At 64.7% G+C, this 26,728-nt stretch carries 24 protein-coding genes and 1 other RNA gene; 1 reads left to right on the top strand and 24 read right to left on the bottom strand.

Annotation, left to right across the window (positions count from 1 at the left end; genetic code table 11):
- Positions 1–57: 57 nt before the first annotated feature.
- From ftsZ to ACN0X9_RS01395, 24 genes are all read right to left on the bottom strand, one after another.
- A complete protein-coding gene (gene ftsZ, locus ACN0X9_RS01510; RefSeq protein WP_417485874.1) occupies positions 58–1,719 on the bottom strand; it encodes a cell division protein FtsZ in 1,662 nt (553 codons plus the stop codon).
- Between the two features lie 139 nt (positions 1,720–1,858).
- Positions 1,859–2,254, bottom strand: a complete 396-nt coding sequence (locus tag ACN0X9_RS01505; RefSeq protein ID WP_417485873.1) for a hypothetical protein — start codon at positions 2,252–2,254, stop codon at positions 1,859–1,861.
- Between the two features lie 105 nt (positions 2,255–2,359).
- Positions 2,360–3,691 carry a cell division protein FtsA gene (gene ftsA, locus ACN0X9_RS01500; RefSeq protein ID WP_417485872.1) on the bottom strand — a complete coding sequence of 444 codons (1,332 nt, stop codon included), beginning with the start codon at positions 3,689–3,691 and terminating at the stop codon, positions 2,360–2,362.
- Positions 3,688–4,464: a cell division protein FtsQ/DivIB gene (locus tag ACN0X9_RS01495; protein WP_417485871.1), complete on the bottom strand. Its 777-nt coding sequence runs from the start codon at positions 4,462–4,464 to the stop codon at positions 3,688–3,690. The genes ftsA and ACN0X9_RS01495 overlap by 4 nt, the downstream gene beginning before the upstream one ends.
- A gap of 119 nt (positions 4,465–4,583) precedes the next feature.
- Positions 4,584–5,498, bottom strand: coding sequence for a D-alanine--D-alanine ligase (locus ACN0X9_RS01490; RefSeq protein ID WP_417485870.1), 915 nt, complete (start codon positions 5,496–5,498; stop codon positions 4,584–4,586).
- A 34-nt stretch (positions 5,499–5,532) separates the two neighbouring features.
- Complete coding sequence (locus ACN0X9_RS01485) at positions 5,533–6,123, bottom strand: hypothetical protein (RefSeq protein WP_417485869.1); 591 nt, start codon at positions 6,121–6,123, stop codon at positions 5,533–5,535.
- Positions 6,116–7,066, bottom strand: coding sequence for a UDP-N-acetylmuramate dehydrogenase (murB, locus tag ACN0X9_RS01480; RefSeq protein ID WP_417485868.1), 951 nt, complete (start codon positions 7,064–7,066; stop codon positions 6,116–6,118). The genes ACN0X9_RS01485 and murB overlap by 8 nt, the downstream gene beginning before the upstream one ends.
- Positions 7,063–8,469 carry a UDP-N-acetylmuramate--L-alanine ligase gene (gene murC, locus ACN0X9_RS01475; RefSeq protein WP_417485867.1) on the bottom strand — a complete coding sequence of 469 codons (1,407 nt, stop codon included), beginning with the start codon at positions 8,467–8,469 and terminating at the stop codon, positions 7,063–7,065. The genes murB and murC overlap by 4 nt, the downstream gene beginning before the upstream one ends.
- Positions 8,466–9,572: an undecaprenyldiphospho-muramoylpentapeptide beta-N-acetylglucosaminyltransferase gene (gene murG / locus ACN0X9_RS01470; RefSeq protein WP_417485866.1), complete on the bottom strand. Its 1,107-nt coding sequence runs from the start codon at positions 9,570–9,572 to the stop codon at positions 8,466–8,468. Before murG ends, murC begins: the two co-directional genes overlap by 4 nt.
- Positions 9,569–10,666 (bottom strand): putative lipid II flippase FtsW, encoded by a 1,098-nt coding sequence (ftsW, locus tag ACN0X9_RS01465; RefSeq protein ID WP_417486026.1) that lies wholly within the window; start codon positions 10,664–10,666, stop codon positions 9,569–9,571. The genes murG and ftsW overlap by 4 nt, the downstream gene beginning before the upstream one ends.
- Before the next feature lie 26 nt (positions 10,667–10,692).
- Positions 10,693–12,117: a UDP-N-acetylmuramoyl-L-alanine--D-glutamate ligase gene (gene murD / locus ACN0X9_RS01460; protein WP_417485865.1), complete on the bottom strand. Its 1,425-nt coding sequence runs from the start codon at positions 12,115–12,117 to the stop codon at positions 10,693–10,695.
- Between the two features lie 11 nt (positions 12,118–12,128).
- Positions 12,129–13,232, bottom strand: coding sequence for a phospho-N-acetylmuramoyl-pentapeptide-transferase (mraY, locus tag ACN0X9_RS01455; RefSeq protein ID WP_417485864.1), 1,104 nt, complete (start codon positions 13,230–13,232; stop codon positions 12,129–12,131).
- Positions 13,233–13,239: 7 nt separating this feature from the next.
- Positions 13,240–14,664 carry a UDP-N-acetylmuramoyl-tripeptide--D-alanyl-D-alanine ligase gene (locus ACN0X9_RS01450; protein WP_417485863.1) on the bottom strand — a complete coding sequence of 475 codons (1,425 nt, stop codon included), beginning with the start codon at positions 14,662–14,664 and terminating at the stop codon, positions 13,240–13,242.
- Positions 14,657–16,108, bottom strand: coding sequence for a UDP-N-acetylmuramoyl-L-alanyl-D-glutamate--2,6-diaminopimelate ligase (locus tag ACN0X9_RS01445; protein WP_417485862.1), 1,452 nt, complete (start codon positions 16,106–16,108; stop codon positions 14,657–14,659). The genes ACN0X9_RS01450 and ACN0X9_RS01445 overlap by 8 nt, the downstream gene beginning before the upstream one ends.
- On the bottom strand, positions 16,105–17,859 hold the full coding sequence (locus ACN0X9_RS01440; RefSeq protein WP_417485861.1) for a peptidoglycan D,D-transpeptidase FtsI family protein: 1,755 nt from the start codon (positions 17,857–17,859) through the stop codon (positions 16,105–16,107). Before ACN0X9_RS01440 ends, ACN0X9_RS01445 begins: the two co-directional genes overlap by 4 nt.
- Positions 17,859–18,242, bottom strand: coding sequence for a cell division protein FtsL (ftsL, locus tag ACN0X9_RS01435; protein WP_417485860.1), 384 nt, complete (start codon positions 18,240–18,242; stop codon positions 17,859–17,861). The genes ACN0X9_RS01440 and ftsL overlap by 1 nt, the downstream gene beginning before the upstream one ends.
- Complete coding sequence (gene rsmH / locus ACN0X9_RS01430) at positions 18,239–19,243, bottom strand: 16S rRNA (cytosine(1402)-N(4))-methyltransferase RsmH (RefSeq protein WP_417485859.1); 1,005 nt, start codon at positions 19,241–19,243, stop codon at positions 18,239–18,241. The genes ftsL and rsmH overlap by 4 nt, the downstream gene beginning before the upstream one ends.
- Positions 19,243–19,701 (bottom strand): division/cell wall cluster transcriptional repressor MraZ, encoded by a 459-nt coding sequence (locus tag ACN0X9_RS01425; RefSeq protein ID WP_417485858.1) that lies wholly within the window; start codon positions 19,699–19,701, stop codon positions 19,243–19,245. The genes rsmH and ACN0X9_RS01425 overlap by 1 nt, the downstream gene beginning before the upstream one ends.
- A gap of 318 nt (positions 19,702–20,019) precedes the next feature.
- Positions 20,020–20,408: RNase P RNA component class A (gene rnpB / locus ACN0X9_RS01420), an RNA gene on the bottom strand.
- Between the two features lie 51 nt (positions 20,409–20,459).
- Positions 20,460–21,134 (bottom strand): N-acetylmuramoyl-L-alanine amidase, encoded by a 675-nt coding sequence (locus tag ACN0X9_RS01415; RefSeq protein ID WP_417485857.1) that lies wholly within the window; start codon positions 21,132–21,134, stop codon positions 20,460–20,462.
- Positions 21,131–22,045, bottom strand: a complete 915-nt coding sequence (locus ACN0X9_RS01410; protein ID WP_417485856.1) for a DMT family transporter — start codon at positions 22,043–22,045, stop codon at positions 21,131–21,133. The genes ACN0X9_RS01415 and ACN0X9_RS01410 overlap by 4 nt, the downstream gene beginning before the upstream one ends.
- 39 nt (positions 22,046–22,084) lie before the next feature.
- On the bottom strand, positions 22,085–23,320 hold the full coding sequence (locus tag ACN0X9_RS01405; protein ID WP_417485855.1) for an alpha/beta hydrolase: 1,236 nt from the start codon (positions 23,318–23,320) through the stop codon (positions 22,085–22,087).
- Positions 23,321–23,413: 93 nt separating this feature from the next.
- On the bottom strand, positions 23,414–23,743 hold the full coding sequence (locus ACN0X9_RS01400; protein ID WP_417485854.1) for a hypothetical protein: 330 nt from the start codon (positions 23,741–23,743) through the stop codon (positions 23,414–23,416).
- Between the two features lie 58 nt (positions 23,744–23,801).
- Positions 23,802–24,503: a TerB family tellurite resistance protein gene (locus ACN0X9_RS01395; RefSeq protein ID WP_417485853.1), complete on the bottom strand. Its 702-nt coding sequence runs from the start codon at positions 24,501–24,503 to the stop codon at positions 23,802–23,804.
- Positions 24,504–24,654: 151 nt separating this feature from the next.
- Here ACN0X9_RS01395 and ACN0X9_RS01390 point away from each other — a divergent pair.
- Positions 24,655–26,728 (top strand): hydantoinase/oxoprolinase family protein (locus tag ACN0X9_RS01390; protein ID WP_417485852.1); only part of this gene is annotated, 2,074 nt, incomplete at its 3' end.

Below are 26,728 nucleotides of genomic sequence, written 5' to 3'. Positions count from 1 at the left end.
AAAGGGCGACCCGATAGGGCCGCCCATTTCTTCAATCCGATCAGACGCTTGATCCAATCAATTTGCCTGACGGCGCAGGAAGGCCGGGATTTCCAGATCGCCCTCTTCCAGACTGTCACCGAACAGGTCGCCGGAGGCGGGGCGCTGGGCCGACTGGACAGGGGCCGTCTTGGTGATCGGGGCCGCTTTCGGAGCCGGCTCGGCCGGCTTCTTGCGACGGCCAAAAAGTGAAAAACCGCGCTTTTCTTCCTTGGCTTCGTCCGACGGGGCCGAAGCGCGGCGCTCTTCATAACGTGCGTTCAGGCGCTCCGCTTCCTGGGCAAGGCGGGCCTGGTCCTGGACAACCTGCGGCGCTTCGGCGCGCATATCGGCCTGGGTGGTGCGGACTTCGGAAACATAGGGATCGCGGTCGGACGCAATCGAGTTGGTCGCAATGGCGTCGGACAGGTCTTCAGCCCCGACCGCCCGCTTCATCGGCTCGACCTGGAACTCATCGCTCGCCTCGTTTTGGATCGGCGCCGGTTCTTGCACCTCTGCTTCACGACGCGGCTCGGATACGCGTGCCTCGGTTACACGAGGCTCCGGCGCACGCACCTCGGCGGCACGATCAGCAGCGCTGCGGTCACCGGCAAGCCGGCCCGGGCGATCAGAGTTGGAACGCTTCCACGGCAGGATCGCGTCATTCGGGCTGGACTGTTGGGCCGGAGCGGCACCGCGTTGCTGACGGGCGCGCGGATCGGCCTGCACCATGATTTCTGCATCGATGCCGGTCGCCACGACGGACACCCGCATGGAGCCTTCCATGGTTTCGTCGAAGGTCGAGCCGACAATGATATTGGCTTCGGGATCGACTTCCGCGCGGATTTCATTCGCGGCTTCGTCGACTTCATAAAGCGTCATGTCATAACCGCCGGTGATGTTGATCAGGACGCCGGTGGCCCCCTTCATCGAAACATCGTCAAGCAGCGGATTGGAGATGGCAGCCTGGGCGGCTTCCACGGCGCGCTTCTCGCCGCCGGCTTCGCCCGTGCCCATCATCGCCTTGCCCATCTCGTTCATCACAGCACGCACGTCGGCGAAGTCGAGATTGATCAGGCCCGGCATGACCATCAGGTCGGTGATACCGCGGACGCCGGAATGCAACACCTGGTCGGCCATGGAGAAGGCCTCGGCAAAGGTCGTTTTCTCGGTGGCGATACGGAACAGGTTCTGGTTCGGGATCACGATCAGCGTGTCGACATGATCCTGCAACTGGTCGATGCCGGCATCGGCCAGCTTCATCCGGCGCGAACCTTCAAAATGAAAGGGCTTGGTCACGACACCGACAGTGAGGATCCCCATTTCACGGGCCGCGCGCGCCACGACAGGCGCGGCACCGGTTCCCGTGCCACCGCCCATGCCGGCGGTAATGAAGACCATGTGGGCACCGCCCAGATGCTCGCGGATTTCCTCGATCGAGTCCTCGGCCGACTGTTCACCGACTTCCGGTCGCGCGCCGGCGCCCAGACCTTCAGTGATCGCCGCACCCATCTGGACACGCTTTTCAGCCTGTGAGCGCTGCAATGCCTGGGCGTCTGTGTTGGCGACGACAAAGTCGACACCTTCCAGCTTCGCCTCGATCATGTTGTTGACGGCATTCCCCCCGGCGCCCCCGACACCAAAGACGACAATACGCGGCCGCAATTCGGTCGTTTCGGGAATTGAGAGGTTGAGCGTCATGACAGACCCGTTCTCGGTACTGGGAATTAAACAAGGATTCACCATGAAGTTTCGCCCCAAGACGTTTAAGCAGGGGTTAAACTGATGATCATTTCAGGTGGTAAAACACTCCGGCCGGCCTGCAGCGCACCGCACACCGTCAGCCGTTGGCCGCTTTGGAGAGCGGCCCGTCCAGCCAGGCATCCCTGTCCGAGGCATCGCGAAGCAGGGTCATGGAGTGTCCGAGTTCGCCCATCTTGCGGGCGAAAATGGAAATCACCTCGGCATCGCGGTCCGAGGCGGGCAGCCAGACGGCAATATTCATCGCATAGGTCACGAAGGAGTTGAAAAAGCCTGCGATATCCTGCGCTTCCGAGCGGGAGATGCGCAGATTCACGCGCCTGAAGTCAATCAGGATCCGGTTCCAGGCCCGCGCCTCCACCTGCTCGCCCATTTCGACAATGACGTCAGTGGCGCTGTCCCAGTCCTCATAGCCATCAATGATGGCCTCTACGCAGGCGTACTCCGGGAGAATTGTGACTTGGTTGAAAGACATTGCGCTCTTCTTGCGATCCAGGATCGCAGAAGTACGGCGAACACCACCGCCATGTCCTTAACAGCAATGGTAATTGATTATGAGAATCCGTGCCCGGAAATACGCTCAGAAGCTTTCTGCAAACCAGCGCCACATGGACGACGCCCGGCCGCCATTCGCCTCGGCTTGCACCCGGCGTGGCATGATCGGCAAGCCGCTCATGCGGGGCGGGCCCGCGATGGCTTCCGCTGCGCCGCGGGTCTCCCGGCGCACAACTCCGGCAACGGCGCTGAAAGCCGGACCTGACACCGCGTCGCCCAGTCCGCTGACACCGCACGGTCCGGCAATGCGGACCTGCTTGCCGAAAACGCGAGCGGCCAGCTCGGCCGCGCCGGGAAGCTGGGCGCCACCACCGGTCAACACCAGCCGGCGGCCGGATGTCTTGCCGACACCCGCCGCATCCAGGCGGTCGCGGATCAGTTCAAAGGTTTCTTCCAGGCGCGGCCGGATGATCGAGTTGAGCAGGGAGCGCGGGGCACTGTCATAGAGCGCACCATTCTCGCCGGAGACCGAAGGAACCTCGATCATCTGCTGGTCATCCTCGGGACTGTCGAGGGCGGAGCCGTACAGCGTCTTGAGCCGTTCGGCCGCGGCAAGCGGTGTCGACAGACCCCGGGCCACATCCGATGTGACGTGCGAACCGCCGACGGGGACCGCATCGATATGAAGGAGCGCGCCTTCCGCGAAAACCGCCGCGGTGGTGGCGCCGGCGCCCATGTCGATCAGGGTCGCGCCCAGCTTGACCTCATCGTCCGCCAGGGCTGACAGGCCCGAGGCATAGGGCGTGGCGACCACACCCTTGAGGTCAAGATGGCAACGCTCGATACAGGTCGACAGATTGCGCAGCGGACCAATGGCCGCCGTGATGACATGCACTTCCACGCCGAGCGTCTTGCCGAACATGCCGCGCGGATCCTTGATCCCGCGGTGATCATCAACCGACCAGGACAAGGGGATGGCGTGCAGGACGACGCGGTCCTCGATCGCGAATTCGGCCAGAGCGCCATCGAGCAAGCGGCGCGGCTCACGCTCGGTGATCTCGCGCTGAGGCAGGTCAATCTCGGCAGCCAGACGGGTCGAGGCCGGCTGTCCGGCCGACAGGGTGACCGTGACGGCGTTGACGGCAATGCCAGCCATGCGCTCGGCCTGTTCGACAGCCGTGCGGATGGCTTCTGCAGCAGCATCCATGTCCACCACCGCGCCAGCGCGAACGCCGCGCGACGACTGGTGGCCGACACCGATCACACGCGGGCGCGGACCGGAGATGGTCTGATCCGTGCGGGCGATGAAACAGGCAATCTTGGAAGAGCCGACATCCAGGGCAGCGCAGACACCCTGGGCCTTGGAGCCACTGACAGCGCTGGGCTGACGGGACCGGAACAGATCAAACACACTCACGCTTCACGCTCCCGCATACCGGCCGCCACTGCCCGGTCGGGCAGGGCCCGGACGATCAGATCGCCCTCACCGCGTAGGTCAAAACTCTCGGCCGCCAGGCGCAACACGCCACGCTCGGCCTGCAGGCGCGCAAGGATGGCGATCGAGGCCATCACATCGCTCTCCGGCAATTTCACATCGGCACCGCTCTCGAGCCGCAAATTCCAGCGTCGCTCACCGACGCGGACCGCTCCGACCACACGGCCGGCCACGTCGGGAAAATGCCCCAGCGCGTCGACAATCTCGCTCGCCGCCTCATTGGCCCCGTCGGCAACAACCAGCGGCAGCTCTGGCGGATTCATGACGTCAGCGTCAGCAATCACCACCCCGTCGCGATCGATCACATGCAAACCGCCCTCAACCTGCCAGAGCGCGAAAGCCTCGCGGGTTTCGACGACAATCGCGATCCGGTCGGGGAGCAACCGCGCGACACGGGCACGGCGGACCATCGGCATGGCTTCAATACGGCCACGCACGACTTCCGGGTCGATCGAGAAAATGGACTCGCCATCGGTGATCAGCGACGCCACGACGATGGCGTGGGCCATCTCGCCACGGGCACCGGTGACATCGACCGCGCGAACGGCAAAGCCGGACTCGGCAAGCTGGCGCTCGACATGTCCCCCCGCCCAGACGGCGACATCATCAAGCTGCCCGAAAAGCGCAAGTCCGCCCACCGTGACAGCCGACAGGCCGGCCACGACCAGCCCGCCGAAACGGGCTGCATTCGCCATACGATATCTGACACCCCGGACCTGGGCCTCGGCCCAGTTACGCAAACGCCGCGGTGCGGACACCGCGGCGGACTGGGGTTTGGTCTTGCGACGGACCGCTTTACGCGATCCGGCACGCCTCACCTTCGACACGACGCATTCTCCGCCATCCATGCAACGAGATCGGAAAATTCGATCCCGCAATACTGCGCCTGTTCTGGCGCTAGTGATGTAGGAGTCATGCCCGGTTGGGTGTTAATTTCGAGTAACCATAGTGGTGTATCGGCTGCCGAATCATATCGGAAATCCGACCGTGTCATACCGCGACATCCCAAGGCCTGGTGCGCCTTGACCGCCAATTCCATGGCCAGCTCGGCGATGTCGTCGGTAATCGGCGCTGGTAAAATATGATCCGATCCGCCGGCCATGTACTTGGCCTCATAGTCGTAAAAAGTCGTGTTGGGCTTGATCTCGGTGACACACAGCGCCTTGTCTTCCATCACCGCCACGGTCAGCTCGCGGCCGGGTACATAGCGTTCGATCAGGATTTCATCGCCCAGCGCCCAGGCGGTCGAACCCAGCTCGGCCGGCGGACGGTTGGCACCTTCCAGCACGATATGCACGCCGACCGACGAGCCCTGCGCATTCGGCTTGGCGACATAGGGCGGCTTCATGACGTGCGCTTTGGCAGCCTCGAACCGATTGGCAATGACGCCTTCCGGGCAAGGAATGCCCGCCGCGCGCAGCACGTCCTTGGCCTTTTGCTTGTCCATGGCCAGGGCCGAGGCGAGGACACCGGAATGGGTGTAGGGCTTGCCAAAATGCTCCAGCACACCCTGCACCAGCCCGTCTTCGCCCCACTCACCATGCAATGCGTTGAAGACGATATCCGGGGCGGCGTCGGCGAGCTGCTGCGAGAGGTCACGACCGGCATCGATCTCGACCACCTCATAGCCCGCATCGCGCAGCCCCTTGGCGCAGGCCGCTCCGGACACCAGAGACACATCCCGTTCCGGCGACAGGCCACCGAGAAGTACCGCAACACGCTTGGTCATGAGTTCATCCTGGTTGAGGTCCCGGCCGGACCCGCTAGTTCAGTGTATCGCCTTTGGGTGTGGTTGGCTTGACGACAGGATCAACGAGCGCGATCGCGCTGGCGCCGGTTGTGCGTGCAATGGCCAGCAATTCGGTCAGCGCTTCGACCGGCGCAGTGCCCAGATCGACATGCAACATCTCGTCCTGCAGCGAGGCGGCATGGATGAAACCACCAGTTTGTACGCCCGGCGTCACGATGGGCGTGTCCTTCATCATCCCGAACCAGCGATCAAACCAGCGCGTCACCGCCGCCTCATCCCATTTCGCGTCCTGCAGCTGGACCACCAGCGCGTCCCAGCGGAAGGGATGGAGGTGCAGATGGACGCCCTCGACCGGCCCGTCCCAGGACTTGAAAGCCAGCATGTCCTGCAGGCGGAATTCGCGGAATTCCGGTTTGGGTTGAATCTGGGTCGCGAAATCAATGCGGTACAGATTCCGGATCAGCGACTTGTCGTGCTGGATCGCGAATGGGTGCTCGCTGACACCCTGGGGGAAATGCTTTTGCATCTCCGGCAGCCACTGGGTGTAGGCCTGTACGAATTTCTCGCGGATCGGCTCGATCGCCGCGGCTACTGGATCAGTCATCCCGCTCGCCCCTCTTGTTTTGGTCGCCGGTTTCCCGGCCAATGCGCCGGACTTCCCAGCGCAGATCGATGGCATGTTGTTCACGGACCCGGGCGCGCACGTCCTCGCCGACCTGTTCCAGGTCTGCGGCGCTCGCCGTTCCGTCATTGATCAGGAAGTTACAATGTTGCTCGGAAAAATGCGCCCCGCCAACGCGGTAGCCGCGACCGCCGACACTGTCGATCAACTCCCAGGACTTGCGCTGGTTCGGCGTGCCGGGCGGATCGGGATTGGCGAAGGTCGAGCCGGACGTCTTCTCGCGGATCGGCTGCGTGCCCTCGCGCCGCGCCGTGATGGCGTTCATGCGCTCGGTGATCGCGTCGGTCGCGTCGGCATGACCCTGGAATACGGCCTCGGTGAAGATCCAGTCCTCCGGCGCCGAGCAATGGCGATAGCTGTAGGCCAGCTCCTCCGGCGTCGCGATGATGCGGCGCCCCATGCGGTCGAGCGCGATCGCCTCTACCAGCACGTCGGAGGTCTCCTGGTCATAACAACCGGCATTCATGCGCAGCGCGCCGCCAATCGTGCCGGGCACACCAACCAGATATTCCAGCCCGCCAATTCCGGCCTTGACCGCCGCCTTGGCGACCATCTTGTCGAGCGCGCCGGCCCCGGCGCGCAGCCGATACCCGTCCAGCGCCTCGGTCTTCGCGAACGCTCCCGCCAGGCGGATCACCACACCCGGCACCCCGCCATCCCGCACCAGCGTATTCGACCCGGCGCCCAGCACGGTTACCGGTATCTCGTCCGGCGTCTCGGCGAGAAAGCGGCACAGATCGGACTCGTCGGCCGGGAGGTAAAGCACATCCGCCGGACCACCGACCCGAAGCCAGGTCAGGTCCTTGAGCGGCGCGGCCTCGATATACTTGCCGCGGACGGGCGGGAGTTGGGCGAGGAGGCTCACCCCAACGCCTCCAGCTCACCCGGCAGGGCATAGGCCCATTGCGTGATATCGCCGGCGCCGAGGCAGACGACGACATCGCCCTCACCGGCCCGTTTTGCGACGTCGGAAGCCACAGCATCCCGGTTTGTGGCGCCGGCATCGCGGTGACCGTGCGAGCGCAGGCTCTCGACAAGATGAGCCTGGTCGGCGCCATCGATCGGGTCTTCACCGGCGGTGTAGACCGGGGTGACCAGCACGCTGTCGGCATCGTTGAAACAGGTTGAGAAATCTTCGAACAGGTCGTGCAGGCGGCTGTAGCGGTGCGGCTGCATCACCGCGATCACCTTGCCGGTCGCGGCCTGGCGGGCGGCTTTCAGCACGGCGGCGATCTCGACCGGGTGATGGCCGTAATCATCGATGATGGCTGCGCCCTTCCACTCGCCGGTGCGGGTGAAACGGCGCTTCACGCCGCCGAACTGGCCGAGCGCCGTCTTGGCGCCTTCCTCTGTCAGGCCCAGCTCACGCGCGGTTGCCAGGGCAGCGACGGCGTTGAGCACGTTGTGCTCGCCCATCATCGGCAGATAGATGTCACGCCACAATGTCTCCTCCTGGCCGCGCAGGCGGAAGCGGACGTCGAAGCGGGCGCCGGAAGGATCCATGCGCAGGTTTTCCAGCCGCGCATCGGCCTGCGGATTCTGGCCATAGGTGATGACACGGCGGTCCTCGACCCGGCTGGCCAGCGACTGCACCTCGGGATGGTCAGTGCACAGCACGGCAAAACCATAAAACGGCAGGTTCTCGACAAACTGGAAGAAGGCCTGACGCAGCGTGTCGAAATCGCCGTAATGCTCCATGTGCTCGGGATCGATATTGGTGACGATGGCGACGGTCGAACGCAGCTTGAGGAAGGATCCATCGCTCTCATCCGCCTCGACCGCCATCCAGTCACCCAGGCCGACCTTGGCGTTCGAGCCATAGGCGGAAATGATGCCGCCATTGATCACGGTCGGATCGACCCCGGCAGCGTCCATCAGAACCGCGACCAGCGAAGTCGTCGTGGTCTTGCCGTGCGTGCCACCCACCGCAACGGCGAATTTCAGGCGCATCAGCTCGGCCAGCATTTCCGCCCGACGTACAACCGGGATCTTGGCGGCGCGAGCGGCGACCAGTTCGGGATTGTCCGGCTTGATGGCCGAGGAGACGACAATGGCGCCGGCACCGTCAACGTTTTCAGTCTTGTGACCGATGGCGACCGTGGCCCCCAGGCCTGACAGGCGCTCGACATTCGGGTTCGCCTTGATGTCGGAACCTTGCACCTTGTAGCCAAGATTGAGCATGACTTCGGCAATGCCGGACATGCCGATGCCGCCAATGCCGACGAAATGGACGGGACCGACTTCAAACGGCAGGGCGGTAAACTTCATACGAGCGCTCCGGTGACCAAGCCATCGACCGCCCGCGCCAGCCCGTCGGCGGCATCGGGACGGCCCAGCCCGCGCGCCGACTGGGCACGGCTGGCGAGGTCGTCAGGGTTGGACAAGCGGGTTTCAATGAGGGCCGCGATCTTCTCCGCGGTGAACTCGCCCTCATGGACGACATCACAGGCGACCGCCTGGACGAGGCCGTCGACATTGGCAGACTGGTGGTCGTCGGCGGCGATCGCCAGCGGGCAGAAGATCGCCGGACGTCCGACGCCCGCGACTTCGGATACAGTCGAGGCGCCAGCCCGGCCAATCACCAGATGGCTGGCGGCATAGAGCGAACCCACGTCTTCGAAGAAGGGTTCGCAGCGCGCGGCGATGCCGGCTGATTGATAGGTTTCGCGGGCCATGGAGAGGGATTCCTCGCGGGTCTGTTGGACCACATCAAGGCGGGATCGCAGCTTTTCCGGGACCATCGCCAGCGCCTGCGGCACGGTCTCCGACAGAATGCGCGCGCCCAGGGACCCGCCAAGAACAAGGATGTTCAGCCGACCGTCCGCATTGATCGCCGGATAACCGGCCGCGCGCGCAGCAATTATGGGTTCGCGCAACGGATTGCCGGTCAGGATATGGCGCTTTTTCGCCTTGGCAGGCAGGCGGTCGAGACGTTCAAAGCCGGAGGCGACGAAACCCGCCTTGGCCGCGAACACCCGATTGACCCGACCGAGGACGGCATTCTGCTCGTGAATGGCGAACGGTATCCCCATCGAACGGGCAACCGCCAGGGCCGGAAAGGCCGGGTATCCACCAAAACCGGCAATCACGTCGGGCTTCCACTTGCCGACAATAGAGCGCGCCTGGGCGAAACCCTGGGTCAGCTCCAGCGCGGCCCTGGCCAGTTTGATCGGGTTCTTTGTCGACGGGCTGGCGGCATGGATTTCGTCAACCGCGACGGCCGGGAAATCGGTCGCGTGACGCAGGCCGCGGGCATCGGTGACCAGACGCACCTGCCAGCCGCGCGCGATCAGCGCTTCCGCCGCGGCGCGCGCGGGAAACATGTGCCCGCCGGTTCCACCGGCGGCGATCAGGCAGCGGCGTGGTGTCATGCGGCGTAACGCGGCGTGTAGGCACCGGGGCGGCGACGGGTGAAGGCCAGCAGGAGGCCGGCGCCGAACGCGAGGGCAAGCATGGACGAACCTCCATAGGAGACGAAAGGCAAAGTCATGCCCTTGGGTGGAATAAGGTTCAAGTTTACGGCGATATTGACTAGGCTTTGCAGTCCGAATTGCAGCGCAAGTCCAGCAACGGCCAACTGCGCAAACCCGTCCTGCAGTCGCATCACCTGCATCCAGGCCCGCGTGACCAGTATGGCGAACAGGCCGATTAGGGACAGCGAGGCCATCAGGCCGAACTCCTCGGCGGCGACCGAAAAGATGAAATCGGTGTGGGCGTCAGGCAGGAGATGCTTCACCTCGCCCTCACCCGGCCCGACCCCGGCAATGCCGCCGCGTGAGATGGCCTCGGTGGCGCGGTCGATCTGATAGGTGTCACCACTCTCCGGATTGAGGAAACGATCCACCCGGGAAGCAATATGCGGAAAGGTGACATAAGCCAGCGTCGAGCCGGTCGCTGCCAGCCCACCCAGAACGGCCACCCAGACCCACGACAGGCCGGAGGCAAAGAAGATGCCGCCGAAACACAAGGTCAAAAGAACAGACTGACCGAAATCAGGCTGCAGCATCAACAAGGCGATGGCGACGGCAAACAGGCCGAAGGCGATGATCCGCCCGGGTACCGGGGCGCCACGTTTCTCCTCGGAGAACAGCCAGGCCGCCGTGACCAGCAGCGCCGGCTTGAGAAACTCGGAAGGCTGGAGCGAAAACGGGCCAAATCGCAGCCAGCGTGTCGCGCCCTTGACCTCATGGCCGATGAACAGGGTCGCCGCCATCAGGATGAAGGCCCCCATCAGCGCGATCACCGCCAGCCGCCGGGCGCCCTTGGGAGAGAGGGCCGAAATTCCCAACAGGGAGATCAGGCTCAGCCCGGCAAAGACGCTCTGCCGGTACAGGAAATAAAAGGGATCATCGAGGCCCAGACGCTCGGCAGCGGCCGGACTGGCCGCCATCGACAGGACAAGCCCGGTCGTGACCAAGGCGATGATGATGAACAGGAGGGTGCGGTCGATGCCACGCCACCACATGCCGAGCGCCCGCGAAAAACCCTGGATCACGCAACACCCTCCGGTGTGCGGCTGACCTTCAGCTGATCGGTAACCAGGGTCCGAAAGGCATCGCCGCGGGCTTCATAGCTGGTGAACTGGTCAAACGAAGCCGCCGCCGGGGACAGCAGGACGACCTGTCCGGCGTCTCCCGATTTGCGGGCATCGCGGGTGGCAGCGGCGATCGCGCCTGCCAGGTCGCCACACTGTTCACACGACAATTCGCCCTCCAGTTCACGCGCGAAATGTTCCGCCGCTTCACCGATGAGATAGGCCTTGGCGACCCGGTGGAATTGCGACTTTGCAGCGGCCAACCCACCGTCCTTGGCCCGCCCGCCGACAATCCAGCGAATTCGGTCATAACAGCCGAGCGCCTGCACCGCCGCCTCGGCATTGGTCGCCTTGGAGTCGTTGATGTAGGTCACGCCTTCAATGGTTGCGACGCGTTCCTGGCGGTGCGGCAAGCCCGGGAATGTCACCATCGCCTGCGCGGCTGCACGCCCCGACACACCCAATACCCGCACCACGGCCAGCGCGGCAGCGGCGTTCTGGGCGTTGTGGCGTCCCGGCAGGGTCAGGACACCAGCCAGATCGACAACCGGATGAGAGGCGCAGTCCAGGGCGTCATAAACCCGGTCGCCCAGCGCATAGACACCCCGCGCAAACACCCGGCCGGCGGAGATCGGAATGACCTCTTCCTCGCGTCGCTGACGGCGCAGGGTCGAGAAATAGGCCGAGGTCGGGTTGTCGTCGATCCCGATGACCGCCAGACCACCGGCTTTCTGCATGTCGAACAGGCGCTTCTTGGCGCGGAAATACCCGTCGAAATCACCATGCCGGTCGATATGGTCCGGCGTAACGTTCAACAATACCGCAACATCACAGGCCAGCGTATGGGTCAGGTCGAGCTGGTAGGAGGACAGTTCGAGAACGTAATAACTGCCCGGACGCGGTGGCGACTGGGCCAGGATGGCATCGCCGATATTACCTCCGACAACCACATTCCGGCCGGTCGCGCGCAGGATGTGACCGATCAACGCGGTCGTGGTCGACTTGCCATTGGTGCCGGTGATGCCGATCACCTTGGGACGTCGCTTTTCGGGCAGATCAGCCAGCGCCAGAGCGAACAATTCGATGTCGCTGATGATCGGCGCGCCCACGGCGTGGGCCAGCTCCACCATATGGTGGGGCTTGGGATGGGTCAGCGGGATGCCGGGAGACAGGACCAGTGCAGCGATGTCGCCCCAGTCGCGCCGGTTGAGATCATCCAGTGTCAGCCCTTCGGCGGCGGCACGCGCACGGGACGGCTCGGCGTCGTCCCAGCATGAAACTGCTGCGCCGCCTGCCTCGAGGGCCTTTGCCGTGGCTATGCCTGTGCGCCCCAATCCGAACACAGCCACACGGCGGCCTTCATATGCGTGGATCGGGATCATTGAGACCTATCCTAGCGCAACTTCAGCGTGGCGAGTCCAATTAATGCGAGAATGACCGCAATAATCCAGAAGCGTATGACGATGGTCGGCTCGGCCCATCCCTTCTTCTCGAAATGATGGTGGATCGGGGCCATCCGGAAGACGCGCTTGCCGGTGAGTTTGAAACTGGCGACCTGGACCATGACCGAAACCAGTTCCAGAACGAACAGACCGCCGACAATGGCCAGCACCAGCTCGTGCTTGATGGCGACGGCGATCGTACCGAGCGCGCCACCCAGTGACAGCGACCCGGTATCGCCCATGAAGACCATGGCCGGCGGTGCGTTCCACCACAAAAAGCCGATTCCGGCGCCGATCAGGGCGCCGCAGAAGATCAGTATCTCACCCGCTCCGGCGGTGTAGTGCACCTGCAGGTATTCAGCGAAATCAACCCGGCCGACGACATAGGCAATCACGCCGAAGGTCGCTGCGGCGATCATCACCGGCACGATGGCCAGCCCGTCCAGCCCGTCCGTCATGTTCACCGCATTGCCCGAACCGACAATGACGATACAGCCAAAGACGAAGAAGAGAGGCCCGATATTGATCATCAGGTCCTTGAAGAACGGCACGGCGATGGACGTCTCCACGCCCGCATCGACGCCCAGCGCGCGCGCTGTGTGCGTCGCCCAGATCACCGCAACAAGCGCGATGGCAAACTCGCCGACCAGCTTGAAACGCCCGCCGAAACCGGCCGTCGTCTGCTTGGTCACCTTCAGATAGTCATCAATGAAACCGATCACACCGAAACCGGCAGTGACGAAGATGACGATCCAGACATAGGGGTTGGAAAGATCTGCCCAAAGCAGCGTCCCGACCATCACACCCAGCAGGATCAGGAAGCCGCCCATGGTGGGCGTCCCGGCCTTCTCGACCACATGGCGCTCGATACCTTCGGCGCGGATCGGTTGGCCCTTGCCCTGTTTGCGGCGCAACCAGCCAATCATCGGCTTGCCGAAGATGAAAGCGATCAGCATCGCCGTCATGAGGGCGCCGCCCGTCCGGAAGGTGATGTAGCGGAACAGGTTGGCCAGCTGCAGATCTTCGGCCAGCGGCGCAAACAACAAATAGAGCATGGGTGGATCAGGCCTCCGTCAATCCAAGAGCGGTACCGTCGATGAGAAACGAGGCAATCCTGTGAAGGCCGGAACCATTGGAGCCCTTGATGAGCACCACATCCCCCGCACACACCATGGATTTGACCTGTTCCAGCCCCCCCGCCGCATCCTGCGCATAGCCTGCGCGAACATGCTTGGGCAAGGCGTCATGCAGATGCTTCATGCGACGACCGCAAGCCAGAACTGCATCAACCCCCGCCGCAGCGAGATCAGCGGCCAGAGCCGCGTGCAGGCGGTTTTCGTCCGGACCGAGTTCAAGCATGTCACCCAGGACCGCGATCCGTCGCCCGCCCTGCCCGGGCTCGGCCGCGCCCAGCGCCGCGATAGCGGCTGCCATCGAGACCGGGTTGGCGTTGTAGGCATCGTCGAGCAATGTGAAGGCGCCACCGTCCGGCAGGACGATCCGCGTGGCACGGCCGCGGCCCGGCTCGGCACCGACATCAGACAGCGCTTCGGCCACATCGCGAGCATCCAGTCCGGCTCCGGCGGCTGCAGCGAAGATCGCGCCGGCGTTCCAGGCCCAGTGGGCACCGGTCGCGGCCAGGCGGAAGGGCGCGCGAACGCCCAGCACGTTGGCGACACCGCGCGATCCGTCGAGGCCGGTTTCGAACTCCTCGATGCGGATCGCCGCCGAAGCGGACGTGCCGAAATCCAGCAGGAAGGCCGCGCACGAATGCCGCGCATGGCGGGCGATGCGCTCGGCCAGCGGATCATCGGACGGGTAGATCGCGACCCCGTCCTGCTCGAGCCCGTCGAAAATCTCCGACTTGGCGTCAGCGATGGCCTCAACCGAACCGAGATATTCCAGATGCGCGGGGGCGATGCGGGTGATCAGCGCAACATGCGGTCGGACCAGCGAGGACAGGTCGCGGATTTCGCCGGCATGGTTCATCCCCAGCTCGAAAACGGCTCGCTCGGTGTCACGCGGCATGCGTGCCAGAGTCAGCGGCACGCCCCAGTGATTATTGTAGGATTTGACGCTCCAATGCGCCGGGCCGGCGGCCCGGAAGACAGCCGCCAGGGCTTCCTTGACGCTGGTCTTGCCGACGCTGCCGGTCACGGCGACGCGGATCGCGCCGGACCGATCACGGGCGGCGGCTCCGAGGGCCCGCAAGCCTTCCAGCGCGTCCTTGACCATAAGCGCCGGTTCGACCCCGGTATCGCCGCGCTCGACAAGGCAGGCAGAGGCCCCCTTCTCCATCGCAGCCGCCACGAAATCATGCCCGTCGCGAACGTCTTGAAGGGCGACGAAAAGGTCGCCGGATTGCAGGGTGCGAGTGTCGATCGAGATGCCGTTGACCTTCCAGCCGGGTTCACCAATCAGCATCCCGCCGGTCGCTGCCATGGCCTGCCCGGACGTCCACAGCGGATTCGCGCTTGCCTCAGACATTGGCGGCCTCCCTGGCGGCCAGGGCCGCCCGGCCCTGCTCGCGGTCGTCGAATGGATGCACGATGTCGCCGACGGTCTGGCCGGTTTCATGCCCCTTGCCGGCGATCAGCAGACAGTCTCCGGCCTTCAGCATCGCGACCCCGTGCCGGATGGCTTCGGCCCGGTCGGCGATCTCCTCGGCCTTGGGGCAGCCTTTCAGGACGGCCTTGCGGATGGCGGCCGGATCTTCGGAACGCGGATTGTCGTCGGTTACGATAATGTGGTCGGCCTGGTTGCCGGCAATGACGCCCATCTTGGCGCGCTTGGAGGCGTCGCGATCCCCGCCGCAGCCGAAGATGACGATCACCCGTCCGCGCGTGTGCGGGCGTGCGGCGCGCAGCAGTTTGTCGAGCCCGTCCGGGGTGTGGGCATAGTCCACGAGCACTGGCGCTCCGACCGCGGTTTCCCCGATTTTCTCGAGACGCCCCGGCACACCTGCCAAACCCTTGAGGCTATCAAGGACGCTGGCCTCCGCCACGCCGTCCGACAGGGCAATGGCCGCGGCGCCGAGGGCGTTGAGGATCTGGAATTCACCGACCAGCGGGATGTCCAGCGCATGCTCGCGCCCCTTCCAGGCAAAGACAACGCTCTGGCTGGCCGCCCGGGGCGTGATTTCCCGGATCGCCAGATCGCTGCCGCGCCAACCCATGGTGAGAACTTCGAGGCCTCGCTCACGCGCGGCGGCGGCCATCTTGCCACCCCACTCGCTATCGACATTGATCACGGCCCGACCATCGACCGGCAGGCGCTCGGTGAACAGTTTCAGTTTGGATGCGAAGTAATCGGCAAAATCTGGATGATAGTCGAGATGGTCCTGGGTCAGATTGGTGAAAGCACCGACCTGGACCCGAACGCCGTCCATGCGGTGTTGCTTGAGACCATGGCTGGACGCCTCCATGCCCAGATGGGTGACACCCTCGCCCGCCAGCCGGTCCAGTGCGGCCTGCAATGCAACGGCATCCGGGGTCGTATAGCCGGTCACCTCGACCGAATTGCCGCGCGTTACGCCGAGTGTTCCCAGGCAGGCCGCCTCGATACCGGCACCAGCCCAGATCTGGCGCAGGAATTCCACGGTCGAGCTTTTGCCATTGGTGCCGGTGATCGCGACGATGTGTTCGGGTTGGCGCGGGTAAAAGCGCGCTGCCATCCGCGCAAGAAGCGCTGCCGGCTCGGCGACCGCGATCACCGGGACCGGCGCGTCGACGGGCTCATCGGTCAAAATGGCAGTCGCCCCGGCGGCCAGCGCCTTGGGGATGAAGTCCCGGCCATGCACCGTCACGCCCGGCAGAGCGGCGAACACGAAGCCCGGTTCAGCCTTGCGGCTGTCGAGCGTCAGGCCACGCACGGCGAGGTCGCCACCATCTAGGACCAGCCCTTCATCGTGCAACAGGTCGTTCAATGTCACGGGATCAACTCCGGCATCAGGGCGGCACGAACCATGGCTGCTCGGCCGACCGGATCCTCATTGGACCGTTCGACACCCAGGATGGGGGCGATCCGCGCCACGATCTCACCCACCGCCGGTGCCGCGACCCGGCCACCGGTCGGGCGAAGATAGGTCGGCTCGGGCATTTGCGGTTCATCCAGCAACACAAGGATCGCATATTGCGGATCATTGGCCGGGAATACCGCCGAAAATGAGGAGATCAGCGCCGACGTGTCGTATCCACCGCGCGACGGCTTGTCCGCGGTACCGGTCTTGCCGGCGACCAGATAGCCGACGGCCTCGGCATTGCCGCCGGTGCCGCCCACCACATTTTCACGCATCAGGGCCAACACGTCACGGGCCACATCCGAGCGCATCACGCGTTCGCCCAGAATGGTCTCGTCGGCAGCCACGGGCAGCAGGGTCGGCGGCACATACACTCCGTCATTGGCGATGGCGGCGAAGGCCGCAATGGTCGCGATCGGGCTGACGGCGATGCCATGGCCATAGGAGATGGTGACCGTCTCGGTCGGCCCCCAATTGCGCGGCAGCAACGGGTCGGCGCTTTCGGCCAGTTCGATCGGCGCGCGCTCGAGCAGGCGCAAATCGCCCATGAACCCGCGCTGGGCCTCGGCACCGACCTCGAGCGCCATGTGACCGGAACCGATATTGGATGAATGGGTAAAGATCTCCGGCACGCTCAGCCAGCGTTCCTCACCGTGATAGTCGGAAATCTGGTAGCCGCCGACGGCAAGCGGCGCGCGCGCATCATAGCGACTTTCGAGCGTCGCGGTTTGCTCTTCAAGCGCCACAGCCACGGTGAAGGCCTTGAAGGTCGAGCCCATTTCGTAGACCGATTGAGCGGCCCGGTTGAGGCGCTCGGATGAACTGGCATCGGAAGGGCGGTTGGGATCGAAATCAGGCAGCGACACCATGCCGAGGATTTCGCCGGTCCGGACATTCATCACGATCCCGGTCGCCGCCAGGGCGCGGTATTCGGTCATGGCCGCGCGCAGGACCTCATCGACATGGAACTGCACCGCCATGTCGATCGACAGGGCAACGGGACGGCCATCGCCGGCCATCAGCGCGCCATCAAAGGCCCGCTCGGCGCCGGCCAGACCATCCATGTCGCGATTGGTATAACCGACCACGTGCGAAGCCAGACGGCCACGCGGATAGACGCGGCGCGGCTCGGTACGAAATTCCAGTCCCGGCAGGCCGAGCGCAAACACCGCCTGGCGCTGGCGCGGTGTCAGATTACGACGGACCCAGACAAAACGGCGGCGGGATTCGAGATCTTCGGTCAGGCCATCCACATCGACGTCGGGCAACACGGTAGCCAGCATTTCGGCCGTTTCCGCTGCGTCCCAGACGAGCGCCGGATCGGCGTAGAGCGAGTGGGTTTCCAGGGTCGTGGCCAGCACCTGCCCGGTGCGGTCGAACAGATCGCCGCGATTATGCGCCTCGGCGACCTGCCGAGCCGGAGCCGCGTCGGCGGGACCGGTGACAGCGACCTCGACCGCGCGACCGGCGAGGACCGCGAATCCGAGCGCCAGGGAAAGCCCCATCACACGCAATCGCCCGCGCGAGGCATCCATCGCGCGGGTTTCATCACTCTCGATACGCAGCAGTCGCGACATGTCGGCCGGCGCGGCCTCGGCCAGCGGCGGCGGCGCCAGAGTGCGCGTTTCCGATGATATCTGTTTGCGGAACGGCCACAGACGCATCAGTCCGGGCCTCCCACCTGTGTCGGCTCGGCCATCGCCAGGGCATCGTCAGGCTGGGCGACAAACTGCCCGTCACGGCGCACATCATTGTCTGCCGGGCGCGGATCAGAGAGCAGTGGCAGATCGCTCAAGGCCACCTCCCGCGACGGGTCCAGCGGCTCGAATCCGAGATAGCGCCGGGCCAGGGCGCGCAGGCGCTCCGGGTCTTCCAGATGGGCGATCTCGACATTGAGAACATTGATCTGACGGCGCTCCTCGACGAGCTGGGCCTGGATGTCTTCAAGGCGTTCCTGCGAACTCTTCGCCTCGGCCTTGGCGATATAGAGCGCGACCGCCAGAGCTGCGGCAACGACGAACGCAATCGCATTGAGCGTGCGGATCATAGCGCGGCCTCCAGACGGGCAAGCGGAACAATACTCGTGTGAAGCGACGGGCTGTCGGACCAGGCCGGCGCTTCGTTTCTGATGGCGGCGCGCAGCTTGGCTGAGCGGGCACGGGGATTTTCTGCGGCCTCCTCATCGCTGGCCGATACGGCGCGGCGGGTCAGCAATGAAAAGCTCGGCGCAGGACCGGCTTCGACCGCAGGCTCGTAGCGCGAGCCGCCACCCCCTGCGAGACCGGCACGGCTTCGCAGGAAGGTCTTGACCATGCGGTCTTCCAGTGAATGGAAGGTAACCACGACAAGCCGCCCCAGCGGCGCCAACAGACGCTCCGACGCTTCCAGCGCCCGGGCCAGTTCGCCCAGCTCGTCATTGACGAAAATGCGCAGTGCCTGGAAGACTTTCGTCGCCGGATGAATTTTCGAATGTTTTCCGCCAGTTGCGCGCGTGACGATTTCAGCGAGCCGATCCGTCGTCTCGATTTTTGCCTCGGCGCGGGCGGTGCAGATAAATTTCGCGATCCGCCGCGAGCGGCGCTCCTCGCCGTACACATAAAATATGTCAGCGAGCTCGGCCTCCTTCAGACGGTTGACCGCATCGGCGGCGGTCGGCCCCGTCGCCGCCATGCGCATGTCCAGCGGACCCTTGCGCATGAAGGAGAAACCACGCTCGGCCTGGTCGATCTGCATCGAGGACACACCGATATCCAGGACAATGCCGTCAACCTGGTCGATGCCGCGAGAGGCCAGGACCTCGCCCATCGCCGAGAACGGCGCTTCAGCGAAGGCAAAACGGCCTCCGGATGCCTGGACCAGCTGGGTCGCGGTGGACTGGACGGCCGGGTCGCGATCAATGCCGATCAGCTTGCAATCGGCGGCCGAGAGAATGCCGCGCGAATAACCGCCGGCGCCAAAAGTCCCGTCAATATACAAGGCCCCACCGCGCGGCTCGAGCGCGTGCAGGACCTCATCCAGCATCACCGGAATGTGTGGAGCGACACTCATCACACGCCTCCCGGTCGCGTCGGCAGTTTCAGCGCGCGCTTGTTGTCACGGGCGAAGGTCTGGGCATTGGACTTGTGCTCTTCAAACCGCTCCGGCGACCAGATCTCGAAACGAGAGCCAAGACCGACAAAGGTCGCCTTGGCATCAAGGCCGGCATGCTCGGCGAAGTCCTTGGGCAGGGTGACACGGCCATTGGCGTCAAAGGCGAGTGGACGGGCGGCCCCGAAGATGGCGCGCTCGAACGCGACGCGCGCATCATCATAGGGGTCCATTTCCTCGATCAGCGCCTGGTAGCGCTCGAGCAGGGCCTGCCCGCCGCCTTCCAGATAGGGACCATCAAAGGACGGCCAGACAATGATGCCGTCAAACGGACCGCCCCGCACCACGGCACGGAAATCGGCCGGAACGGAAACCCGTCCCTTGGCGTCGACGCCGTTAATGGTGGTGGACAGAAACACGCTTTGCTGGCTCCCCAACCCTGCAACTCACCCCGCATGGTTAATGATGGGATAACATGGGACCAAATGGGAAACAATGACGAGAAGGCCGTTTTTCATGGATTAACAGGCCAATCGAAGTATTCAAATATGCAAAACCGAAGAACAGACGCGGAACATTAAGTTAATATCCACAGGCAGACCCCAGCCACGCCCATGGAATCCCACGAGATCCCGAAAAGTGTGGATTTGTGCCAATCCGGAAAAAGAGGCACGAAGCAACCGGTCGACCGGCTCCGCAAAGCCGGGACCCGTATCGTCTGTTCCATTGGGGAATAAGTGATCAGGCGGCCTGTAAGCCGGGTCTTGTCCCCCGGATCAGATCCGGGACGACGGTCATTCATCTGCGATCGTGCTTGCGCACGACCTGGTGCGACCTACCCGGACAGCATGCGGAGGCGCACGTGCAGCCGAGGCTGCGGTCTGTCCCTATTCGGTCTTGCTCCAGGTGGGGCTTGCCTAGCCCCCTTCCTTGCGGTCGGGGCGGTGCGCTCTTACCGCACCGTTTCACCCTTGCCTGACCCGAAGGCCCGGCGGTCTGTTCTCTGCTGCGCTTTCCCTGGGGTCACCCCCGCCGGACGCTATCCGGCACCTTGCCTCCGTGGAGCCCGGACTTTCCTCGACAACACCGTTTCCGGCCCAGTTGCCGCGACCGCCCAGCCACCTGATCGCGATCTAGATCGTCCAGACGGGGCGGAGCGTCAAGCGTCACGCACCGGTCAGCGGCTGGCGAACGCCGCGACGGCGGTTATCAGGCCACGCGTCTCGTCGTCGAGAACACCGTCACAGCGCCTCGGTCGCCAGCGGCGCTGGAACGCCTCGACCACGGCTTCAACGCCCGCCTCCAACGAATAGCCGATCCGCGCCAGACCATCGCGGGCATCGCTATCAAGGTCAGATGCCTCGGGGCGATGCAGGGCACATCCGGCCTCGGCCATAATAGCCCACGGGAAGTGCTCGCCGGGGTCCTGCTTGCGGCCCGGCGCGACGTCGGAATGCCCGATCACCCGGTCTGCGGTGACCCCATGCCGCGCCATCAGATCGCCCACCAAGGCGGTCACACTCTCGATCTGGACCGCCGGATAGGCGGGCAGTCCAAAATCATGGCCGCCATTGACGATCTCAATGCCAATGGAGGCAGAATTGATATCGCTCTCGCCCTGCCAGCTGGCAATGCCGGCATGCCAGGCGCGCTTGTCGTCGCCCACCAGCTGCAGGATCCGGCCATTCTCCTCGACAACATAATGGGCGCTGACCTGGGCCTCGCGGTCACACAGGCGGGCGATCGCCGCAGCGCCGCTTTCCATCCCCGTGTAGTGCAGCAGGATCAGGCTGATCGGCCGTTTGCGATCATTGAAATTGGGCGATGGCGTCGCAATCACGTCAGGCGTCAAAGAGTCTTCTCCCGCGCCAGCGCGGCAGCTGGCAGTTTTCGGTTCTGGCGCAGGGCGATGATGCCGACACCCGCCAGAGTCAGACCACCGCCGACGAGCAGGCGCCACCCCATCGGATCGCCCATCAGCAGGATGCCCGACACCACCCCGACCAAGGGCGCCAGCAGGGTGATCGGCGCGATCAGGGTCGCGTCATATCGCTGCAGCAGATTGTAGAATACGCCGTGGCCGAAGATGTTGACCAGCACCACCGTGATCAGAAGCGCCACGCCAAACGCCCACCCGCCCGAGACCACCGAGCCGAGCTGCCCCTGCTCGAAAGTCAGCGACAGCAACAGGAGCGGCGGCCAGGACAGCAGACCGATCCACGCCTGCATGCGAATTGAATCCATCGGCAGACGCTTGACCAGGATCATCCCCAGCGCCGCCACGAAGGCCGCACCCACGCCCAGCAACATGCCGATCGACATGTCCATCGCGGCGGGGTTCATGATCACCAGCATCACTCCGCCAAAAGCCAGCGTCATGCCGGCAATCCGCGGCAGGCCGACCCTTTCCTTCAGGAACACAACCGACAGGATGGTCGCGAACGGGACGCCCATCTGCACCGCGATCGCCATGCCGGACGGTGTCGCCCAGCGCATGCCCAGGAACATCAGCGCGTATTGCAGCGCGCCCATGCACAGGGCGACGCCGATCATGGTCTTCATGTCGGTCGGGCGCGGCCGCAGCCAGGGGGCGAGGAAGGCGTAGAGCAGGGCAAAACGCAAGAAGGCAAAGAAGATCGGCGGCACACCGTCAAAGCCGGGCACCCAGCCGGGTGCGCCGGTCACGGCAAATTTCGCGACCACGAAATTGAAGCCCCAGACGACGCAGACCGCGACGAGAAGAAGGAAATCCTTGAGACGCATGGGTCACTCATGGACTCGCCACGCATCGCCCGCAAGCGCTTATTGCGAATGGTGGAAATGCGCGTCCAGGAATTCCAGGAAGGCGGCCCAGTCGGACGGCTGGACGCCGTGCAGGCCGCGCCGCATGAAGACGGCGATATCGGCTTCCGGATCAAAGGCGCCCAGATCGGGCTGACGCAAACCCTCGGACCCGTAGAGCGCGTAGACCGGATTGGCGCCCAAGGCGGCGCGATAACTGCCCTGCGGATCGGACCAGGCATCCCGCCAACCGCCCCCTATCAGCAAGGGGCGCGGCGCCATCAGGGCAATCAGCTGATGCTGGTCGAGCGGAATGTCCGCTTCACGGTCAGCGTAGGACGCATAGCGCTCGTTGAACCAATAGGGATAGGTCCCGGTGATCTGGGCAACGCTCTCACCGGCAAAGCTGCGGGTCAGCGTCGTGCCACCCGTTCCAGCCTGATGGGCCAGGACCAGATCGATGCGCGGATCGAAGGCCGCGGCGATGAGCGCCGACTTGGCATTGCGCGAATGCCCCCACACCGCCATCCGGTCGGCATCAAAGCGCGGATCGCTCTCCAAGGCATCGATGGCGCGGGCATAACCCCAGGCCCAGGCGATGATGGCACCGCTCTCGCGGCCCTCCATCAACGCGTCCAGCGCCGGCCGCGCGCCGGCCGGATTGTCCGGCACGATATCGCCCGGATGCATGAAAGCCAGCGCATAGCCGCGATCGAGGATGTCTTCCATCGGCGGCTCGGCGATATGGCGACCGAAGATCGATGTCATCAGCGCGCTTTCCAGCCCGGCGGACTGGCCGCATTCACGGGCCGACGGATTGAGCGGCGGCGACAGGTCGAAAGCGCCGCCGAAAGCGGTCCGCGTCCCGCAGAAGGTCTGCATGATGACCACCGGCAATGGCTCGGTGGCGCCCGCGGGCATCAGCACAACGAGATGCGTGTCCATCGGTCCGAGATCGACACGCCATTCTTCCAGTCGTCCACGTCCGCCGAAGGCCGAGGCATCGACCACGCGTCGATCCGTCACCTGTGCCGGCTCATCGCCGGGCCAGGCGCCATAGACCTCGGCTTCAAACCGGGCGAGCAATTCGGGACGCCCCTCCTCCCAGCCGGACCGGGTCAGGCCGTCCGTCTCGATAGCGGGGGTCGCAGGCGGACCGGAATTCTCCGCCGCCACGCGCGGCAGGACCATCGACACACAGCCGACAAGCATCATCGGCAGGGTGATGCCAATGAGAAACAGAAAGGCACGGATCATGGGAACAGGTCAGGCAATGGGTTGAGCATCGGGCGAGCCTAGACGCAGCCGCCGGGACGCCCAATCACAATCTTGTGCATGCGTGCAATTGGATCAACGCGAGGAGGATGGCCCCACACCGTCAACCGTCCAGCCTTCGGGGCCACGTGTCGCGACCAGGATTTCCGGCCCGGATGTCCGGTCCTTCGTCTCCGTCCCGCCCGCGGACATCCGTCCGCCGCGCAATTTGCGCCAGACCCAGAACCCGGCTGCAGCGAGTACGGCGATACCGGCCACCACAAGGAAGGCCGCCGTCAGCATGGCGGCAAGGAAGATCACAAGTCCGACCACGGCAAGCGCAATGAGGGCCGCGAGAATGTCGCGCACCACCCGGCTGGCGCGTCCGGAGAAACCTGATGCGAATGTATGTCGAGCGTCCGTCATGAACCTCTTTCCGTCTTCGCCCCCGCTGAACCTTATGTTGGCATCAATGCTCCAAAGGTCAATTGGCGAGGGGTGCGACCAATCCTCGTTGCGACAGGATTTCACCGTAAGCCGCGTTGATCGCAGCCATTTTCTCGTCCGCCAATCGCTGGATCTCAAGCGGCGCCCCGCGTGCAATCAGCCGGTCCGGGTGATTCTGCGAGGCAATCCGGCGATAAGCCTTGCGCAGGTCGAGATCGGAGATTCCCGCCTCGATACCCAGGATCACATAGGGATCCTTGTCATCCGGCTCGACATGTCCCGCCAGGATGCGGCGAAACTCGGTTTCAGAGAAACCGAAAATGTCGGCGACGCGTTGCAGGTAATCCATCTCGTCCGGCGTGATCGTCCCGTCGGCCTTGGCAACGTGGAAAAGGCCGTCCAGTACATCCTCGAGAATCGCCGGATAGCACCGGAAACGGCGGGCAAGGCGACGGGCATAGCCGTCAAAACCGAGCGTGGTCTGCATCGCCAGCTCGAAAGCCCGGTCAAGCGCGTCGCGGCCTTCCGGTGGCGGTCTGAACACTTCGTAGAAGGCTCGGATCTCGCTGCGTGAGACAACGCCGTCGGCCTTGGCCATCTTGGCGCCCAGCCCGATCAGGGCCATGGCGAAATCGGCATCATTGACCTGGTGCGTGGCCGCGCGCTCGTCACAGCCATCACATTCCAGGAAGCAATCGCGACCGCTGATACGGTCGGCCAGATTTCGCCAGAATCCCATACGCGTCACCCTCCGGTCGCCCATGTAGGAAGCGCGCAGCCAAAGCGCGAGTGGGTCGGGCCGGTCTTGAACAGTTCGCTGTCAGCTTAATCCGGTTGCACCCCGCCATGCCATGCTTAACCTCCGCAGCGACGAAATTCGGGGTACACACATGAGCGAGCGCACACCTCAGGCGTGGGAATTCTGGATCGACCGGGGCGGCACCTTCACCGATGTGATCGGCCGCGCGCCAGACGGTCGCCTGCATCCGCTCAAACTTCTCTCCGAAAGCCCGGACTATCCCGATGCGGCGACCGAGGGCGTGCGTCGCCTGTCGGCCGGCGCGCCGGTGAGTGCGGTCAAGATGGGCACAACGGTTGCCACCAATGCCCTGCTGGAACGCAAGGGCGCACCGACACTCTTCCTGGTCACCCGTGGCTTTGCCGACCTGCTGGTCATCGGCGACCAGACCCGGCCCGACATTTTCGCCCTCGATCTCAAACGCCCGCGCCCGCTCTACGACCGGGTGGTAGAGATCGATGAACGCCTGGACGCGGACGGTGCGGTCCTTGAAGCGCTGGACGAAGTGGCCGCACGCCGCGCGCTCGCCGCGGCCAGGGCCGACGGGCTGACCACGGTCGCCATCGCGCTGATGCATGCCTATGGCAATGCCGTCCACGAAGCGCGCCTGGAAGCCCTCGCCCGCGAGGCCGGCTTTGCCACCGTGATCCGCTCCTCCATCGCCTCGCCGCTGGTCAAGATCGTGCCGCGCGCCTCGACCACCGTGCTCGACGCCTATCTGACGCCGGTGCTGCGCGATTATGTCGACCGGGTTGACCGCGGACTGGACGGGACGCCGCTCTTCTTCATGCAATCCTCCGGCGGCCTGGCTCCGGCTGGCGCCTTCCATGCCCGTGACGCGGTCCTGTCAGGTCCCGCCGGCGGCGTGGTCGGCATGGCCAAGACGGCGAAGCAGGCCGGCCATGCACGGGTCATCGGTTTCGACATGGGCGGCACCTCGACCGATGTCTCACGCTATGATGGCGACACCTACGACCGGGTCCAGGAGACGCTGGTCGCCGGTCATCGCCTGCGCGCACCGATGATGGCGGTCCACACGGTGGCAGCGGGCGGCGGCTCCATCCTCACCTTTGACGGCGAACGGGCCCGGGTCGGGCCGGACAGTGCCGGCGCCATGCCGGGTCCCGCCGGCTATGGCCGCGGTGGACCGGCCGCCGTGACCGATGCCAATATCGTGCTCGGCCGGGTCCAGCCGGGCTGGTTCCCGCATGTCTTCGGCCCCACCTCCGACCAGCCGCTCGATGTCGAAGCCTCACGTGCCGCCCTCGGCGAGCTGGCAGACGCGATGGGACTGGACACACCTGAAGCCGCTGCTGAGGGCTTCCTTGCTGTTGCTGTGGAAAGCATGGCCCAGGCGATCAAGCAGATTTCCATCGGCCAGGGCGTCAATCCGTCCGGCTATGCGCTCGCCGCCTTTGGCGGCGCCGGTGCCCAGCACGCCTGCCGGGTCGCCGATGCGCTGGGCATGAAGACGGTACTGATCCATCCCTATGGCGGCCTGCTCTCGGCGCTCGGCATCGGCCTGGCCGATATCCGTGAGACCCGCATGGCCGCCGTCGAGGCCGATTTCGCCGAGGCGTTCGATACTGCCAACGCCATCGCCGAACGCCTGTCAGACGAGGCGCGCGAAGCGCTTGCGGCGCAGGGCCTGCCCGGTGACGGCGTCCGCGTGTCGCGGGAGTGGCGCCTGAAAGTGGCCGGATCGGACACCTCCATCCCGGTCGCCGAGGCACCGGCGGCCTTGATGACAGCCGACTTCATCGCCGCTCATGAACGCCTGTTCGGCTTTGTGCCGGAGGGCGGGCTGGTGATTGAGTCAGTGACGGCCGAGGCCGAATGCGCCCCGCCTGGCTCCGGCGACTGGACCATCGACATGCCGCAGGGTTCCGGCGACACCCGGTCGGCGGCTGCCACGGCCCGCCTCTATGATGGCGGCGACTGGCAGGACGTGCCGGTCCGCATGCTGGATGCGATGGGCGCGGGCAGCGCAGCGTCCGGACCGGCGCTGGTCATGGACCCCAACGCGACCATCGTCGTCGATGCCGGATGGACCGCAACCCGTCTTCCGGACGGGACCTTGTCGCTACAACGCGCCGCAGCGGCGGTCGAGACCGGCGGCGATACCGCGCTCGACCCGATCCGGCTGGAGCTGTTCAACAAGCGCT

This window comes from Maricaulis sp. (assembly GCF_048268525.1).
GTDB lineage: Bacteria > Pseudomonadota > Alphaproteobacteria > Caulobacterales > Maricaulaceae > Maricaulis.
The sequence above is the reverse complement of the archived record's forward strand: the minus strand, read 5'-3'. Positions and strand labels throughout refer to the sequence as shown.